At 49.2% G+C, this 16,852-nt stretch carries 20 protein-coding genes; 1 reads left to right on the forward strand and 19 read right to left on the reverse strand.

Annotated elements, in window-relative coordinates:
- Nucleotides 1–27: 27 nt before the first annotated feature.
- From ACZ5C4_RS15490 to rplM, 19 genes are all read right to left on the reverse strand, one after another.
- Complete coding sequence (locus tag ACZ5C4_RS15490; protein WP_062807356.1) at nucleotides 28–1,764, reverse strand: C40 family peptidase; 1,737 nt, start codon at nucleotides 1,762–1,764, stop codon at nucleotides 28–30.
- Complete coding sequence (locus ACZ5C4_RS15495; RefSeq protein ID WP_002571005.1) at nucleotides 1,757–2,137, reverse strand: DUF3851 domain-containing protein; 381 nt, start codon at nucleotides 2,135–2,137, stop codon at nucleotides 1,757–1,759. Before ACZ5C4_RS15495 ends, ACZ5C4_RS15490 begins: the two co-directional genes overlap by 8 nt.
- Complete coding sequence (locus ACZ5C4_RS15500) at nucleotides 2,137–4,539, reverse strand: VirB4-like conjugal transfer ATPase, CD1110 family (protein ID WP_262395598.1); 2,403 nt, start codon at nucleotides 4,537–4,539, stop codon at nucleotides 2,137–2,139. The genes ACZ5C4_RS15495 and ACZ5C4_RS15500 overlap by 1 nt, the downstream gene beginning before the upstream one ends.
- Nucleotides 4,496–4,951, reverse strand: coding sequence for a PrgI family protein (locus ACZ5C4_RS15505; RefSeq protein WP_062807357.1), 456 nt, complete (start codon nucleotides 4,949–4,951; stop codon nucleotides 4,496–4,498). Before ACZ5C4_RS15505 ends, ACZ5C4_RS15500 begins: the two co-directional genes overlap by 44 nt.
- 14 nt (nucleotides 4,952–4,965) lie before the next feature.
- The gene (locus ACZ5C4_RS15510; protein WP_062807358.1) at nucleotides 4,966–5,511 is read right to left on the reverse strand and encodes an MT-A70 family methyltransferase; all 546 of its coding nucleotides are present in this window, start codon (nucleotides 5,509–5,511) and stop codon (nucleotides 4,966–4,968) included.
- A 13-nt stretch (nucleotides 5,512–5,524) separates the two neighbouring features.
- The gene (locus ACZ5C4_RS15515) at nucleotides 5,525–6,394 is read right to left on the reverse strand and encodes a VirB6/TrbL-like conjugal transfer protein, CD1112 family (protein ID WP_002592890.1); all 870 of its coding nucleotides are present in this window, start codon (nucleotides 6,392–6,394) and stop codon (nucleotides 5,525–5,527) included.
- 69 nt (nucleotides 6,395–6,463) lie between these two features.
- On the reverse strand, nucleotides 6,464–6,682 hold the full coding sequence (locus ACZ5C4_RS15520) for a Maff2 family mobile element protein (RefSeq protein ID WP_003525154.1): 219 nt from the start codon (nucleotides 6,680–6,682) through the stop codon (nucleotides 6,464–6,466).
- A gap of 219 nt (nucleotides 6,683–6,901) precedes the next feature.
- Nucleotides 6,902–8,731, reverse strand: coding sequence for a VirD4-like conjugal transfer protein, CD1115 family (locus ACZ5C4_RS15525; protein ID WP_154520369.1), 1,830 nt, complete (start codon nucleotides 8,729–8,731; stop codon nucleotides 6,902–6,904).
- Nucleotides 8,728–9,228, reverse strand: coding sequence for a PcfB family protein (locus ACZ5C4_RS15530; RefSeq protein ID WP_062807361.1), 501 nt, complete (start codon nucleotides 9,226–9,228; stop codon nucleotides 8,728–8,730). Before ACZ5C4_RS15530 ends, ACZ5C4_RS15525 begins: the two co-directional genes overlap by 4 nt.
- A gap of 86 nt (nucleotides 9,229–9,314) precedes the next feature.
- Entirely contained in the window at nucleotides 9,315–9,734 is a 420-nt protein-coding gene (locus tag ACZ5C4_RS15535; RefSeq protein WP_057571461.1) for a DUF4313 domain-containing protein, read from the reverse strand.
- Between the two features lie 12 nt (nucleotides 9,735–9,746).
- A complete protein-coding gene (locus tag ACZ5C4_RS15540) occupies nucleotides 9,747–10,058 on the reverse strand; it encodes a DUF5720 family protein (protein ID WP_062807362.1) in 312 nt (103 codons plus the stop codon).
- Nucleotides 10,059–10,080: 22 nt separating this feature from the next.
- A complete protein-coding gene (locus tag ACZ5C4_RS15545; protein ID WP_062807363.1) occupies nucleotides 10,081–10,827 on the reverse strand; it encodes a BRO family protein in 747 nt (248 codons plus the stop codon).
- A gap of 34 nt (nucleotides 10,828–10,861) precedes the next feature.
- Nucleotides 10,862–11,746 (reverse strand): DUF6017 domain-containing protein, encoded by an 885-nt coding sequence (locus ACZ5C4_RS15550; RefSeq protein WP_262395767.1) that lies wholly within the window; start codon nucleotides 11,744–11,746, stop codon nucleotides 10,862–10,864.
- A gap of 66 nt (nucleotides 11,747–11,812) precedes the next feature.
- The gene (locus ACZ5C4_RS15555; RefSeq protein ID WP_006775626.1) at nucleotides 11,813–12,004 is read right to left on the reverse strand and encodes a hypothetical protein; all 192 of its coding nucleotides are present in this window, start codon (nucleotides 12,002–12,004) and stop codon (nucleotides 11,813–11,815) included.
- Nucleotides 12,005–12,027: 23 nt separating this feature from the next.
- Nucleotides 12,028–12,303 (reverse strand): DUF5720 family protein, encoded by a 276-nt coding sequence (locus ACZ5C4_RS15560; protein WP_006775625.1) that lies wholly within the window; start codon nucleotides 12,301–12,303, stop codon nucleotides 12,028–12,030.
- A gap of 12 nt (nucleotides 12,304–12,315) precedes the next feature.
- Complete coding sequence (locus ACZ5C4_RS15565; protein WP_464521776.1) at nucleotides 12,316–13,242, reverse strand: ParB/RepB/Spo0J family partition protein; 927 nt, start codon at nucleotides 13,240–13,242, stop codon at nucleotides 12,316–12,318.
- Nucleotides 13,199–14,020, reverse strand: coding sequence for a ParA family protein (locus ACZ5C4_RS15570; protein ID WP_062807365.1), 822 nt, complete (start codon nucleotides 14,018–14,020; stop codon nucleotides 13,199–13,201). Before ACZ5C4_RS15570 ends, ACZ5C4_RS15565 begins: the two co-directional genes overlap by 44 nt.
- Nucleotides 14,021–14,486: 466 nt before the next feature.
- Nucleotides 14,487–14,879 (reverse strand): 30S ribosomal protein S9, encoded by a 393-nt coding sequence (gene rpsI / locus ACZ5C4_RS15575; RefSeq protein ID WP_186877127.1) that lies wholly within the window; start codon nucleotides 14,877–14,879, stop codon nucleotides 14,487–14,489.
- Between the two features lie 26 nt (nucleotides 14,880–14,905).
- Entirely contained in the window at nucleotides 14,906–15,334 is a 429-nt protein-coding gene (gene rplM, locus ACZ5C4_RS15580) for a 50S ribosomal protein L13 (protein WP_186877126.1), read from the reverse strand.
- 320 nt (nucleotides 15,335–15,654) lie between these two features.
- Between rplM and ACZ5C4_RS15585 the strand changes: the two genes are divergently transcribed.
- Nucleotides 15,655–16,638, forward strand: coding sequence for a LacI family DNA-binding transcriptional regulator (locus ACZ5C4_RS15585; RefSeq protein ID WP_464521777.1), 984 nt, complete (start codon nucleotides 15,655–15,657; stop codon nucleotides 16,636–16,638).
- Nucleotides 16,639–16,852 lie beyond the last annotated feature (214 nt).

Consider the following 16,852-nt stretch of genomic DNA (forward strand, 5'->3'; position numbering starts at 1 on the left):
TCTATCACTCCTTCTAAAAAATCTCTGTTACCAGTTCATCAGACCGTAGCCCTTAATGCTTTGATAATTCAGGTCATAACTTTTGATCTTGCAGGCATCGCCGGAATTTCCCTCCACGGTATAAACACGGCTGCCATCGGTGCCGATGACGATTCCCACATGGTCAGCAGTACCGTCCAGATCCCAATCGAAGAAAATGGCATCGCCGGGAGCGATGTTTTCATATCCTCTTGCGCCCCATTGTCCATGAGACTGGAACCACGGAACACCCTGCCACTCACAGCCTGCAAAGCGCGGCTCACTTTTTCCTGCCTGGTTATAGCACCAGGATACAAAGCAGGCACACCATTCCACGCGGCTGTCAAAGCCATACCAGCTCCAGTAGGGATAACCGCCCACATTGCCCACCTGACTTTTCGCCAGTTCCACCAGCTGCGGATTGCCGGGGCGGGTGCCGTTAATGAACTGCACACCGGACAGATCTTCAGAGCCGCTGGTATCAGGGGAACCGCCGCCAAACAACAGCGGCTTATTGCCCATGGTCTGTCGGTAGACCTGATACATTTCCATCTGCTCCGGGGTCAATAGCTCCGACGCCACAGCGGAAATGGGCTTGCTGGTGAGTTTCACATTCAGAATGTAATACTCATAGGGGACTTCTTCTGAGGTGGTCTCGCCGGTCTCCGGATCGGTGGAGGTCTCCGTGCGGTAGCGGATTTCCACTTCCTCGGTAAGCGTCAGCTGATACTGTGCTGCAAACACACGCGCCAGCTCTGCCTGGGCGCTTTGCCGGGTATAGCCCTGCAAGACAGCAGAGAGAAATGCCGCCAGCTCATGAGGGTCATGGCCGATCATGCCAAGGTCATAGCGATACTCGTCATACCCTGGATGGCTGCTTTCGATGTTGTCAATTTCCTCCTGCAACTGGGCTTCTCTGGCTGCATAATCTGCTTCCACTGCCAGCATTTCCGGGTCATCCGACGGATAGGTGGTGCCGGAGAGAACGGAACCGATGCTCTGCGCCATCATGGAACAAGAGGACATGGTATTCATCAGCATACAGGCGATGAGGAACAAAACCCCTGCGATCAGGAAGCCTTTCTTGTGGCGCATAACGAATGCCCCTGCCTGCTGTGCCTTTTCTTTTACCGTCCTTGCGGCTTTTCCGGTTTTGGACGCAGCCTGGGCGGTGTTTCCGGCAGTCTGACCAGTGCGCTTGGCGGCAGCATACTGCTTTTTGATGGCCTGCTTTTGCTGCCACCGGGAAAGAGGATTGCTGGAAAACTGAGGATTTTCCTGCAAGGATTTCTGGTACAGGACATTTACATTTGCCTTTTCCAGTTGGCGCTCTGCCTGGGCTGCTTTGCGGTAGGGCTTCAGCTTGTGGCTGCGGTAGCCCTCCCGCACCAGATAAACGCCGGTCTCCACCGCCTCCTCGGACTTGTGGGCGCTTTCCACGCCCACATTGTCCTGTTCTGTTTCCCGGATTTCTTTGTGGAGCTTGCCCGCGACCAGATGGACAGGAGCTTCCTTGACCCCTTGAGAAACTTTGGAGGGTGGCTTTTTCTTGTCCTCAAAGGTCAGCTTCGAGGCCTTTTTTCCGGTATCCGGGTCAATGACCGTCTGCCTGACCTTTTTCTTTGGGATATTGGCCTGCGCCTTATCTGCTCTGGCCGCAGCTTTCTCCGCTTTACGGATTGGCTTTTCCAGTGCTGGGTCAGACCGTTCCTCATCAGTAAAGCGCAGGCGCGGTTCCTTATTCAAACCATTCTCCCAGCATGAGGGAGGACATCATGTAGTGCAGCTCTGCATAAATGGCCATCCCCACAGGATCGTTGAACATACAGCCGGACAGGTAGGCATAAAACTGTGCCACCACATCGGACAGGATCTTCGCTTCGGTTCCTTCCAGAACCAGACCGCCCATGCCTTCCTTAGCACGGATGGCGCTCCAGACCTCTGCCAGACGGAGAAGCCCCACCTGACCGGTCTCATTCAGTTCTGCTGCCTGATCTGCCGCCGTGCGGCACTCACTTACCGCATCGGCCATGACCGTAAGCAGCTGGCTGCGCTGGGCATTTACCGCCCTGTCAAAAAACATCAGCGGGTTTTGATTCAAAATGTTGGGGTTCATCATCATTCATCCTCCTTCTTTTTCAGTTCCTGGGGTTTGGTGGTCATAATGCGGTAAAGCTCGGTATTCTTCGGGAAGTGATCCACAAACGGCAAGATCGTGGAGCCATAGAACAGCAGACCCTCGCCCTCACCGGAGTGGGTCACATAGCTAAGCTGATGCGTGGAAATGCCCAGCTGCTTGGCGAGAATCTGTCGGTCTCCGCCTGCCTGGTTGAGCATATACACGAAGTCGGAGTTTTCAAATATGTTCTCCACTTCACGGCTGGAAAGCAGGTCTTTGACATTCTGCGTGATGCCGGTGGGGATTCCGCCCCATTTTCTGAATCGCTTCCAAATTTCTACTGTGTAGGCAGCGGTTTGCTCCTCCTTCAAAAGCAGGTGCATCTCGTCGATATAGTAGCGGGTGGACTTGTGGGCAGCGCGGTTAATGGTAACGCGGTTCCACACCTGATCCTGGACCACCAACATACCGATTTTCTTGAGCTGCTTGCCCAGCTCCTTGATGTCATAGCAGACAATGCGGTTATTGATGTCCACATTGCTCTGGTGGTTGAACACATTGAGGGAGCCGGTTACATAGATTTCAAGGGCCGTGGCAATATACTGGGCTTCCTTTTCCTCCTGTGAACGGAGCAGGTTATATAGGTCCTCCAGTATGGGCATATTCTCCGGGCGCGGGTCATTGAGGTAGGTCTGATAGACCAGACGCACACAACGGTCGATGATGGTTTTCTGCACCGGCTGCAATCCGTCCTTACCGCCCACGATCAGCTCACACAAGCTGAGGATAAAGTCAGACTTGAGGGACAGCGGGCTTTCATCATCCGAATAGTCCAGGTTCAGATCCATCGGATTGATGTAGTTGGTTGAGGTAGGCGAGATCTTGATGACCTGCCCATGCAGACGCTCCACCAGAGGTGCGTACTCCGCTTCCGGGTCACAGATGATGACATCATCATTGGTAAGCAAAAAGCAGTTGGCAATCTCACGCTTGGCGCTGAAGGACTTACCGGAACCCGGCGTACCCAAAATCAAGCCGTTGGGGTTTTTCAGCAGCTTTCTGTCTACCATGATGAGGTTGTTGGACAGGGCGTTGATGCCGTAGTACAGCGCCTCTTTGCCGTTCTGGAATAATTCCTGTGTGGTGAACGGTACAAAGATAGCCGTAGAACTGGTGGTCAGCCCTCGCTGGATCTCGATCTGATTGAGTCCCAGAGGCAGACAGCTCATCAGCCCTTCTTCCTGCTGAAAGTCCAGTCTGGTCAGCTGGCAGTTATACTTCTGGGCAATGGAACCTGCCTGAAAGATGTTGTTACCCAGCTGACGGGGATTGTCCGCTGTGTTCAGCACCAAAAAGGAGACCAGGAACATTCTCTCGTTTCGGCTCTGCAAATCCTGCAACAGCTTTTTCGCCTCGCTACCGTAGGTGGCAAGGTCAGAGGGAATGATATCCATGTCGTACCCTGCGCGGACTGCTTTTTTCTGTTCCTCGATCTTACTGCGGTCCAGGTCGGTAATCTTGCGCTTTACCGTCTTAATGGCTTTCACCTGATCCACCGACTGAATGTGCATACTCACAATGAGCGAGCTTTCCATATCCAGAAAATCAGCCAACAGACGGTCATTCAGCTCCGGTGCAAGGATCTGCAAAAAAGAAACAGCCCCGTATTTCTTGCCCATACGGAACTGCTTGCCGGTGCGGAACTCAAAGGAGCTTGGTGCAATAAAATCTTTCGTGGACAGACCGGAAGGAGCCAGCCAGTCCCATTCAAACTGAAACGGGAGCTGTTCATCCATGTGGAATACCGCATGAAGTTGGGAAAGCCTTTCCTTACCGTCCAGTGTTCTGGCGGCTACACCAAGACGCTTGAAGTTATTGAGTATATCGGTCTCAATACGCTCCAGGCGGGGCTTGGCGGCTTTGATACTGTCCGCGTCGATACCAAAAGTCAGGTATTTGGTCTTGATAAGACCGTTGTTTCCTCTGGCCAGCTGATTTTGCAGCATCGTGGTGTATTCCTCACGGATACTGTCAAAGGCATCCCCCTGGGGAGGGATGGAAATGGAGTTTGCAAAGGTCTCCTCCGATGCCGCAAGGTTCAAAAAAGACAGCTGGAAGTGAATCGAGCTGTCGAAATAATTGAGGAAATCACACCAGCCCTCAAAGATCGCGGTCTTATCTTCATTTTGGGAGAGCTGATAGTTGATGTCCTGAAACTGAATGGTCTTTGTGTAGTGGCTGTCCGATACACGGCAGATCCCGTCCGGCCACATCCGTTCATAGGGGATACTGTCCTGTGCTGATTTTCCTTTTTTGTCCGTGCGGTTGGCGCGGGCAATGGCCGCTTCGATCTGCTTCTTATCGGCGCGGGACAGCTTTTTCTTTATCTTTACCGGCTGCACGGTCTTTTCTTCCGGTTTTCCCAGCAGACGGCGCAGCCAGCTTTTCATTGCGGTGAACAATGTCATACACCTCCTTATCGAGCATTTCCTGCCGCTTTAATACGGCATAAAAGTTATTGGTCTGGTAGGGACGCTGCTTGGGACGGATCATAGCTACTTTGAGAATGTTGCCGACGATCTTTTCCAGGGGCTGTCCATGCTTTTCATACATTGCCAGCAGGAAGAAGGGCATCATGACCAGCATCATACACATGGCGGCCATGCTGTTTCCCGCAGGCTCACGGAGCAAAAAGAACAGCGGTACGCCTACAAGCGCCCCGGCGGTAAAGCAGACCAGCTGCCTTCGGGTCAGATTGAACATGACCTTGGTTTTGACTTTGGTTAAATCTTTGGGTACGGGTACATAAGCCATATTATCCACCTCCTTTATGGGAATGAAATAGAGCTGTCCACCTCATTGCCCCACACATCCCAACCGGGTGTGGATTGACGAGCAAACAGTTCAATGCGTGGGAGATCACCCATCAATGAGACAATGCGTTCTCTGGCTTCCTGCGGTTTTTTTGAATGTTCTTCAATGTGAGAGACAATAACCTGATGAACAGCTGCGTTCACTCGCTTGGGATGCCCTTTCGTTGCGAGGATACAAAGCTCCACATTGGAGCGCGTCCAATATCCCATACCCCAAAATAGACTATCAGACTTTTTATTCTGCTTTACCCAGACAAATCCGATTGTCTTATAGGTAAATCCCCATGCTCTCAGAACAGAAAGCCCTTCCAGTAAACATGGAATCGTGACCCATAAGAACAAAGCACAATCTTTATCTGCCAGGTCACCTACCGGCAGCGCACAAATATCCTCAATACACATAGTCGGATAGTGACTTTCTGCACTGCGTCCCAATCCTTTCTTGGAATATACTTTGTAACTCCATGGCGGATCTGCATAAATGATTTGATATTTTTTCATACAGAACCCTCCTTTAATGCGCCTGAAAGACTGATTTTGCGAGGCTGCCGGTTTTGAACAGCGTAAAGCACAGCAGTACGGTGTAGCCCACGCAGCTCCAGATTGCCATGATGATGTCATCTTCCAAAGCGATGTTCTGCACCAGCACAGCATAAATTGCCACGCAGACGATGATGAGAAACGCCTGAAAGCCCAGCGCCAGCAGGGAGCGGAGGTAGTTCTGTCCCATACCGCCCCATTCCTTGCCCATCATGGCAGCCATTGGAACGGGAGCCACCGAAGTCACAAGGTAAATCTCGATCATACGGCCATAAATGACGATAAAGATACAGATATACAGCGCCCACATGGTAATGCCGATAAAGAGGGATTGGAACCACAGCCCGAACAGCGGTCCCAGATCCATTTCCATAAGTCTCGGTTCCAAATCGGTCATAACTGAGGAAATGTCAATGGACGCATCCGAACCAATGATCCCTGCCGCCTGTGCCACCACGCTCTGCGCCATATCAAAGACGCCCATCACAATATTCCATGTGTTTGTGACAATGAGGATGGCGGCGGCTGATTTGAACACCCACTTAAAAATCATCCAGGTGTCCACATCATGCAGGTTGTTCTTGTCTGCGATCATCTGGATCAGGTCTACGGTCATCACGATAGCCAGGATTACGCCTGCAATCGGCACCATGATGGAGTTTGACAGATTCTCAATCATACTGAAAATACTGCCATTCCATCCCTGTGGGGTCTGTCCTACCTGTACGGATATATCCGCGACCTGTTGGTTTACGCTGTCAAACATCCCCGAAAGGTTGCTCATAATACCGCCCACCAGCATTTCTTTCAGCCAATTTGTCAGGGCTTCAAGTAAGAAATCCATACGGTGTCAACCTCCTTTCCGCCGCCCCCGCAAAGCTGCGGGAGCGGCAAGGATTTCATGCAGGGACGCTTAGACAGAGAACAGCCCGGAGAGCAGAGGTACAAGGACCATGCCGACCACGGCTACACCAGCGCCGGCCATGAGCTGCTTCATGCCCTGGGACTTTGCACCAGGGTTGTCGTTGCCGTAACCTTCCAGCAGGTTGATAACGCCCCAGATACCGAGACCGGCACCGAGCGCGATAACGAGGGTCTGAAGAACGGTGATTGCCTGTTCAAAAAATGCCATATAGTTTGTTAGCCGGAATCTGATTAAAAAATAGGTTTGTCATGTTTCATAGGCATACAAAAGCCGGAACAATCTGCCGCCCGGTTTCCGGGGGCATGATTCCGGCTGTCCTCCTTTTTCATTATTTTTTCTTGCGATTGTCCGCTTTGTACGCCAATGGCCCAAAAAGGGCGGTTGAGGCGGGTAGATACGATCACTCCTTTCAAAAGCGGAACAGATTTAAGCGCCCTTTGTGTCTACTTCATATACATCGCAGACCTCATTGGGCTTGAGTTTCAACCTTGCGGACAGGAACGCTTCAATGTCAAAAGCGTTCTTTTCGTCTGCGTCGGCTGTGTATTTGAAATTGGGGTGCTTGGTGATGTCGTACTTATCCGAAAGGAAAGGACGCACACCGCGCAGTTGGAGGATACACTTGCCGCCATCCATAACAGCAAGCTCATCCTGGCTCATCAGCTCTTTCCCCAATTTTTGATAGTTGAGAGAGTGGGAAGTTTCACGCCCACGGCTCTCTCCGGTGTTGTAGGTGTCGATGGTTTCCTTGCCCAGCACGGCAGCCAGCTCCTTGAGGGTGGTTGGCTCCTTACCGCCCAGGAAGATGGAAGTATCCATGTTGCCGATGATGGTATCTGCGTTATCCTTATAGATTGCCTTGAGCTGACTCTGCGCCTGCAACACCAGACAGGCGGAGATCTCACGGCTTCGGATGGTTGCTACCAGCTTTTCCAGCTTGGGGATCTGGCCGATGTTGGCGCACTCGTCAATGAGACAGCGCACATGGACCGGGAGCCTGCCGCCATACACATCGTCGGCTTTTTCACAGAGCAGGTTGAAAAGTTGGGTATAACACATGGATATAAGGAAATTAAAGCTGTCATCAGTGTCACTCATGATGAGGAACAGGGCAGTTTTCCTGTCTCCCAGAGTGTCCAGCTCCAGCTCATCATAAGCCGTGACCTCACGCAGCTCTGCAATGTCGAACACGGCAAGACGCGCACCACAGGAAATCAGGATCGACTTGGCTGTTTTTCCGGCGGCCAGCTTATATTTCTTATACTGCCGGACGGCAAAGTGGCGAGGATCACGGGATTCCAGCTCATCGAACATCAAGTCAACGGCGTTTTTGTATTCCTCGTCATCCTCCCGAACTTCCATACTGTTTATCATCTCGATAAGGGTGGAAAAGTTCTGCTCCTCCACCGGAGCTTCATAGTGGATATACCCAATCAACGCGCAGTACAGCAAGGTTTCTGCCTTGACCCAGAAATCGTCTCCGGCTTTGCCTTCGCCTTTGGTATTGGCGATCAGCGTCGTGACCAGCTTCAGGATGTCCTTTTCGGAGTGGATGTAGGCAAAGGGGTTATAGTGCATGGACTTCTTGAAGTTGATGGTATTGAGGACCTTGATGCGGTAAGGCTCATAAATGACCTTGCCGTGCTTATCCTTCATGGGCTTTCCGTCCTTCCTCAGCTTGGGTGCGCCCCTTTGGAGCATTTTTCCGCACTCCACCAGGATGGTGCCCTTGGGGTCTGTGACCACATAAGAACTGTGCATCTGCATCAGATTCGGTTTGAGCCAGAAGCGGGTCTTACCGGAACCGGAGCCGCCGATCACCAGCACATTTTTGTTTCTGGCGGTCTTGGGGTCCTTGGGGCGGCTATTCATGGTCAGGCTCTCGGTTTTCGTCAGAATCACATTGTTCTGAAATACCGGGTCGATGTAGGGAGCAATATCCTCACGGGTTCCCCAACGGGCAGAGCCATACTCCAGTCCATGCCGATACTTCTTGGCGTTTTTACTTTTGAGGTACACCGCCAGACGCAGGCCAGCTCCGCAGCATAGCCCCACCAAAAGATCCAACGGGTGCAAGCTGGGCCAGAAACTTTGCAGCGCCCCAGGCAGGACAGCAAACAGGGAAAGGAATTTCTCCGAAGCATTTGCCCCCTGAGCCAGCCGCCACGCTTCCCCGAAGTTCGTGGCAAACAGCCCCATCAAAAGATAAGGCAGGTTCAGCAAAACGAGCTTTTTGATGTCAAACTGCTTTTTCATCGTTCCAGCTCCTTTCGCTTGGTGCGGTCCACCACGGCATTTTTGACCATCTCTTTGAACTGACTGAGTTTTGCCAGCACAGACGGGCGTTCCGTTTTCTCGGCCTTCTTGACCTTTTTGCTGGTGTACTCGGTAAATGCAGCGGTCAGCGCATCGGCGTCACGGCCTTTGAAAAAGATCAGGTACTTGGGCGGGGAGCTGCTGCGGTCTTTCTTCACCGCATAATCCACACCATATTTCCGGGCGATCTTCTCAAATTCCTTGATGGAGGGGTCTGTGATCTCGATATTGGAGATCCCCTGATTTTGACCAATGAGCTGCTTGACGGTCTGTTTGCCGTGGGGTGTCACAGGAGCGTCACGGCTTCTCTGCTTTTGCAGCTTCTTTTCCTTGCAGTGGGCAAGGTACTTGCTGATGGCGGCTTTAAGCAACCGACCGGTGAACTTTGTTCCGCTGACAACCAGCGTTAAAGTCCTGTTTTCCACTTCTTCCTGCATTTTCATCGCCTCCTTTCCACAAAATGTGCAGGGGTGGTGCATTTCTTTCTAAGGCGGGACCACCAGCCGCCGGAGAAGATATTTCTTCATCGCTCCATCCCGCGGCTCTTTTTCTTTACCGGCTTCTTATCCGGCAGATTCCACTCTTTCCGAAACTCCGCCACACCTTTGGGATCAAATGCCTTCAATTTCTCCAAATCAAAGGCAACGGCAGAATATTTCCCATAACCGGATTGCACCTGGTAGGGAAGCACTTTCCCCAATTTGTTCTCTTTGATGAATCGCAGCAAGTCCTTGCTGATGTCACCGGAAATAAACGCCTCTCCGGGGTCCAGGGAATACCCCGGAAGGTTCACCGTCATATCTGCAAACGGCTCCGCTCCATCTTCTGTATGGGTAATCATGCCGATATAAAGCCGCTGATTATTCGCATACATCCCAAGTTGCAGTGATATGGTTTCTTCCCCATATTCCCACTTGAAGGGTACTTTCTTTTCCTCATTCATATCAGATTCCTCCTATCGTATCTGTTCTTTGTGGTCATAAAACAAATCTCCATTTCTGACCTTTGCATGGCTGAGAATCTTGATCTGCCCCTTTGCCTGACTGTCCAGAGCTTTTTCATAGCCTATATCTGACAAAAACAGGCGGGTCCGTTCTCCTTTCCAGCCCACCGGGGAATCATGCGTCAGCACATCAAAAATAATCATGTGCCGTGTGTTCTCCGCAAATCGCTGGAGATCCATGTAGTCATGGCCGTGGTAGTTCTGCGCCCCGGCTTTCTGGCGCATTTCCTCCATCAGCTGACCGATTGTTTTGCTTTCCTGCATAAAACCCACTTCCTTTCCGTTCTTATGAGACCAGCAAGATCATCTCCCGCAGCTGGGCAAAGTAGAGCTTGCCCTGGGGCGTAACCAGCGTGTAAGAACCGGTATGACCGTGATTGCAGTAGTCTTTGACGCAAAACAGCCCCGCATTTTTCACATTGGCATAAGGCAGCACATTGCCGGATGCCGTGCGGTACACAAACCGCCGTTCTATCAGAAACCGGACAAACCGGCGCTCCGGAACATCCAACTCTTTGGCGGTAGTCCTGAGATTGGTGCTGTGTTTTAAGTCGATGAACAGGTCATAGAAAGCGGCTTTGCCCTCCAGCTGTGCATTTTCCTTACGCAGAGAAATATTCGCTTCACGCTCAGCCAACAAGTCTGAGCAGAGCTTCATCAGAGCCTCCGGGGAAGTAGCTACCTCCCACAGCTTCTCTTTTGTGAGATAGGCCCCGTGCTTACGAATGGTAGGCAGGACCTCATCGAACACCCACCGTTCAAACCGTTCTGCCGATGGCAATTTGCTGTGAACGATTAGGCGGTACAAATCTCCTTCGGGGATAAAAGTCATACTGATTTTGCGGTCAGGGCTTTGTGGGTGAGGTGCGTCGCGTTTCACGACATACCTACAATGGCGGATAATTGCATCGCGGGGATTGCTGTACCCCAAAGCGCCAGCCACATCCGTTCCGCAGAACAGGTATTTGCCGTTTTCTTCGATGACCCGGATACTGCCAAACTCCGGGTTTTTGAAAATTTCCATCTGGTTCATGTCGTGCCTCCTTTGGCATGATAAAAGGCGGCCTTTACCAGCCGCCTGCGTGCATATCGTGGTTGACCAATGAAGTGAAGTGATTGTTCATGGTGGTAGGCGCATTGAACAGCACTGCAAGCAGGTACTGCTTCATGTTGCGTACCTGGGTGGTATTCTTTTGCAGACAGTCCATGACAAACTCGATGTGGGAGCTGTCCAGTTTCAAAAAACGGGAACGCACGATCTCGTGAGGGAAGTCTGCCCCAGAGATCCGGGTAGTCTTTCGTTTGGCACAGACCGTTTCAACCAACAGCTCTACGATCTCATTCAGGTCATCCAGGTAGAGAGGATAACGCTGCTTCAAGCAGTCATACTCGATATTCTCCAAAATCAACTCCCGATAATTTTCTATCTCTGTGACAGACATCGCATCCCTTCCTTTCCGTTCCGGCGGTCTTGCCGCCGCTGTTTCCCGGAAGGGAATGGAATCGGTACTTGATCCATAAGTAATTGATTTTTCTGTATTTGATTTCTCTATATTTAATTCTGCGGGCTTTTCCGTATCCGGTTTTACCATATCCGGTTTTACCATATCCGGGTTTTCCGTATCTGGTGAAGCCGTATCCGGCTGGGACATATCTGGCTGGGGCTGTTCATAGATGACATACTCGGTATCTGTGATCCGCCCACTTTTATCGCGTCTCTGATGGCGCACGATATATCCGGCTCCTTCCAGTTCACGCAGGGCAGCACCTATGGCATCCACGCCCTCCTTACAGATCTTTGCAAGGCCACGGGTGGTGTAATTCCAATCCTCCGGCAGCGACAGCATCATGGAAAGCAGCCCCTTGGCTTTTAACGACAGGTTTGCATTTCGTAAATGATGATTGCTCATCACGGTATAATCACGGGTCCGTTCAATGCGAAAAACGGCCATCGACCTCACTCCTTCCGAATTTTGGGTACAAAAAACCGCAATCCTCATTTCAAAGAATTGCGGTGTTCAACGCTTTTCAAATTTTCTTGCATAGAACCAAAACAGCGGCTTTTGGGGACGCGCCTCTGTAAATGGCTCCTCCTGGGCGAAAGGAAGTGTTTGCATCACGCGGTCAATATCCGTTGAATCCATGTCATGCTGAGATTTGCAATCTTCCCGGATTGCTTCTTGAATTTCCTTTACCGTACACATAGTCATTCCTTTCCTTTCGTTGTATGGGTTTATGAGCGGCGGCGTTTTCCCGGTTTGAAATCGAGGATATGTCCCTCAATCACACGAGCGTAACGCTTGATCTTGATCTCCCGGCGCTGCTGGCTTTGCAGGGCGGCCTGATACCCGTCCTCAGTCAAAAACAACCGCATTTCATCTCCGGGGCTGCCGTAAGCAGTGCTGGGACGCAGGACGGAAAACTCGATCATCCAGCGGGTATTATCCCAAAACCTCTCTACGGCGAGAATGTTGTGTCCTTTCAGCTCACGGGCTGAAATATCCCTCATAGGCGGCTCCTTTCATCGTTCCTGGTCTCTCTGACGCTTTTTCTGCCATGCCTCCAGTAGCTTGATGATGGTTTCCTGCATCCGCTGGGGCGTATAGCTTTTGGGGAAATACTTCCGCAAGGTGTCAGAGGTAAATGTCACTCGATCCAGATCGCTTTTCTTTTCCTCACCCATGATGACGCGCATCATATCGAGGGTCAGAGGCCCCTCCTGACTGTATTTCTTGAGCCGCTGGGCTTGGGAAAGGGAAGGGGTAGCCTGTTCGCTGTCCATCGCGTCCAGCAGGTCTACCTGTTCCTCTTTTTTAAGAAAGGACAGCTCATAGGCAGGGTTCAGGGCGATCTTCTTTTCATCCACCATATCCATCAATTCAGGAATCAGCTCTGTCAGACGGATAAATCTCTTAATCTGTGATTTGCTATCTGGACTGTTCTCCGCGATTTTTTCTGCCGCAGTCAACTTCGGCCCAACTTGGGCCGAAGTTAAATCCGTCCTGGCTCCTTGGTGCTTAATGGCATCTAGCTTCATTTTATAAGCAAATGCTCTTTCGCTTGGAAGAAGGCTTTCTCGCTGCAAGTTGCTGTCAACCATAATAATCGTGGCGGCATCATCATCCAAATCCCGAACAATGACCGGCATAGTCTCCTTTTCTGCCAGCTCACTGGCTCTGTGCCGCCTGTGTCCGGCTACCAGCTCATAGCCACCCTCCGGGTCCGGTCGGGCAATGGCCGGAACCAGAACGCCATACTGCTTGATACTGTCAGCGGTCTCCATCATTGCTTCGTCATCCTTGACTTTGAATGGGTGGTTCTTGAACGGATGCAGTTCAGACAACGGAATTTCCTGAATCTTTTCCAGCTTTGCATCCTGGCGGCCTTCTTCGGTGGAGAACAGATCATCTACCGAGGCCAGCTCTATTTTTTTCGCGCTGCTTTTCAAGTTTCAACACCTCCTTCGTCAGATTTTTGTAGCCCTCTGCCACCTTGCCGCCGGGGTCATGGGCAAAAATGCTTTTTCCCTCTGCGCTGATTTCCTTTGCCCGGACAGAATGGGGAATCTCTGTGCCGAATACTTTGATCTTGCTGCCATAGGTCTCTCGCAAAAGTGCGGAGATCTCTTTGGCAAAGTTGGTTCGGCTGTCAACCATCGTCAGCAGGATACCGTCTATCTGGAGCTTGGGGTTGATCTGCCGCTTTACCTTGTTTACCGTGGAGAGCAGCTGTTCCAGCCCTTTGGCGGACAGATACTCCGCCTGAACGGGAATTATGATCCTGTTCGCAGCGGCCAGCGCATTGACTGTGAGCATCCCCAGGGAGGGCTGGCAGTCGATGAGAATATGGGAGTATTGCCCCTTCAGCGTGTCCAGATATTGCCGCAAGATAGTCTCACGGCTCATGGCATTTACCAGGGATACCTCCATACCGGATAACTGGATGTCCGCAGGCATCAGGTCTACACCCTCTGGGTGGTGCAGGATACCCTCGCCGGGACGAAGCGGCTCATCCATCAAGATACGCCCCATAGCGTCCGACAGCGTAAAGGGCAGCTTGTCCGGCTGAGGATTGCCCAGGCTGATCGTCAGGCTACCTTGCGGGTCTCCGTCGATCAGCAGGACTTTCTTTCCAGCCTGCGCCAAACCGATTCCAAGATTGGCACAGGTAGTGGTTTTGCCAACGCCGCCCTTCTGGTTGGCAATGGCAATGATTTGCGTGTTCATTGACTTCACCTCATTTCTAATTGTTGCTGTTGCTTCTGGAAATAGAAAAAGCCGCCACTCCAAAATAAAAAGTGAAGTGACGGCTCTTTCTATCGCCGGAATACGAGTTCCTGAAATGAAAAAAGCACCCAGTCATTTTATACTGAGTGCTATATCAAATTCATATTCAATTATTCAAATTAGGTCAAACTATGTCAAACTGCCACAGCCCAAAACGAGGGAAAGGAGGGACGAAAAACACCCCCAAAATCGGCTCTCGGTTGTCCTATAATTTAACCACTAACCCCTTTTTTTACCCCCATTTTTGCCGGTTGTCCTATATTTAACCACTAAAAATTGGGTGAAAACGGCTCTTGATTTGCCAAATTTGGTCAAACCATATCAGCCCGTTTAGATACAGTAAAACCCCGGAAAACCTTGATTTTCCGGGGTTTTTGAACCATTTTGATACGGTTTGAACAGCAGATTATCTCTTGCTGAACTGAGGTGCACGACGTGCTGCCTTGAGACCGTATTTCTTACGTTCTTTCATACGTGGGTCACGTGTCAAGTAACCTGCGGATTTCAGAACCGGTCTGTAATCAGCATCAGCTTCCAGAAGCGCTCTTGCAATACCATGACGGATTGCTCCAGCCTGGCCTGTATATCCGCCGCCATGTACATTTACCAATACATCAAATTTATCAACTGTACCCGTCGCAACAAGCGGCTGGCGTACAACAACTTTCAATGTTTCCAATCCGAGATACTCGTCAATATCTCTCTTATTGATAGTAATCTTACCTGTTCCAGGTACAAGATATACTCTCGCGATAGATTTTTTTCTTCTTCCTGTTCCATAATATTTTGCGTTAGCCACTGTAATGTCCTCCTTTCAACCTTTCCCTAAAATGTCAGTACTTCTGGCTTCTGAGCCTGATGTGCGTGATCTGGTCCAGCGTAAACATGAAGCTTCTTAATCATGTCTCTGCCCATAGGTCCTTTCGGAAGCATTCCTTTAACAGCCAGCTCAATTACTTTTTCCGGTTTCTTGTTCATCATCTCTGCCAATGTAGTCTCTTTCATTCCGCCTACATATTCAGAGTGATTGTAATAAATCTTCTGCTGCAGTTTCTTGCCTGTAACTTTTATTTTCTCCGCGTTTACAACGATTACATAATCACCTGTATCAATATGAGGTGTATATTCCGGTTTGTTCTTACCTCTCAACACCTTTGCAACTTCAGAAGCAAGGCGTCCTAATGTACACCCTTCTGCATCAACCACATACCATTTTCTTTCAATCTTGTCAGGGTTAGCCATATACGTTTTCATGGGTATTCCTCCTACTAATAATCTCAACTATAACATTGCTTTTATATATGAAATCAGTACACTCCGGGGCTTTGGCGTATACTGTTTCTCCTTATGTCATGCTGTAATATTATAGTACCTGTCCGGCCTTATGTCAAGTTTTTTTCACTTTTTTGTATACCTCTATTAAATAGGATTTTACTCTGCATACAATGCAACTGAATAATTAAAAAGTAGAAAAATCTTCCAGAAACGCCCATTCTTATGCTATAATTATTATAATTTGTTAAAATATTCCGTAGTTCTATCATGTAAAAATATATGAGTAAGGAGTTTTTATTATGGCCAATATTAAAGATGTTGCTGAACTGGCTGGCGTATCTGTAACAACTGTTTCCCGAGTTCTTAATAACAAAGGATATATTTCAAAGGAGACCTATGACAGTGTCTATGACGCCATACAGAAACTGGATTATGTCCCCAATCAGATCGCTCGAAATCTATTTAAGCAACGTTCTTTTTATATCAGTTTGATTGTTCCTGATAGCTCCAATCCCTTTTGGGCAGAGATCACAAAATATATTGAATCCCTTCTTTATAGTTATGGATATAAACTGTTTTTATGTAATACAGATGATACTGCAAACCGAGAACGTGATTATATAAAAATGATGCGCCAAAACATGGTTGACGGAATCATACTAGGTACACATATGCTTGATCCTGAAGAATACCAAAACCTTCTGCTTCCAATCGTGGCTCTTGATATGCATATAGCAGATCATATTCCCACGATTTATTCTGATCATGTAAAAGGCGGGCAGCTTGCTGCCCAAGAGTTAATACGCAACAAATGTCGATATGTATTAAATGTGATTGCCGTACTGACCGATAAGTCCCCTTCACTTAGCAGGCACACTATTGTATCCGAACAATTAAAACAAAACGGAATCAGATGTCAAGATCACATGTGGAATACGCACGCAGACTTGAGGGATTATTATGAACAAGTAGATCAGCTTTTTGATCTATACCCTGAAATCGATGCTATTTTTTCAGAAGATTTTATCGTAATGAATGCAATCAAATGTGCTAATCAACGCGGCTTAAAGATTCCTAATGATTTTAAGGCTGTAGGCTATGATGGAACACTTATGGCTAAAGTCAGCTATCCTTCTATGACTTATGTTGCTCAGCCCATCAAAGGTCTGGCAGAAAAGCTTGTATCAACACTGATTCAGAAAATCAATGGAAAAAGAATACATGGCGATATTGTCCTGGAAGACGTAACTCTTGTTCATGGAAACACTACACTCCCATGTTAGAATAAAAAGTGCCTCTTTCATATTATATGGCTTTAAAGAAACGTTTTATAGACTTAGTTGTATATTTGTTTCTTCCATTTAACCACCATATAGGAATACACAAAGTCATTTAAATTATATTTTCTCTAGTTTCTCAATATCGCAAATATATCTAGAATTCTTTTAACTGTAAAGCTTGCATCAGCTTCTTTCATCAATAAACATCAAACCTCCT

This window comes from Mediterraneibacter flintii, assembly GCF_055387595.1.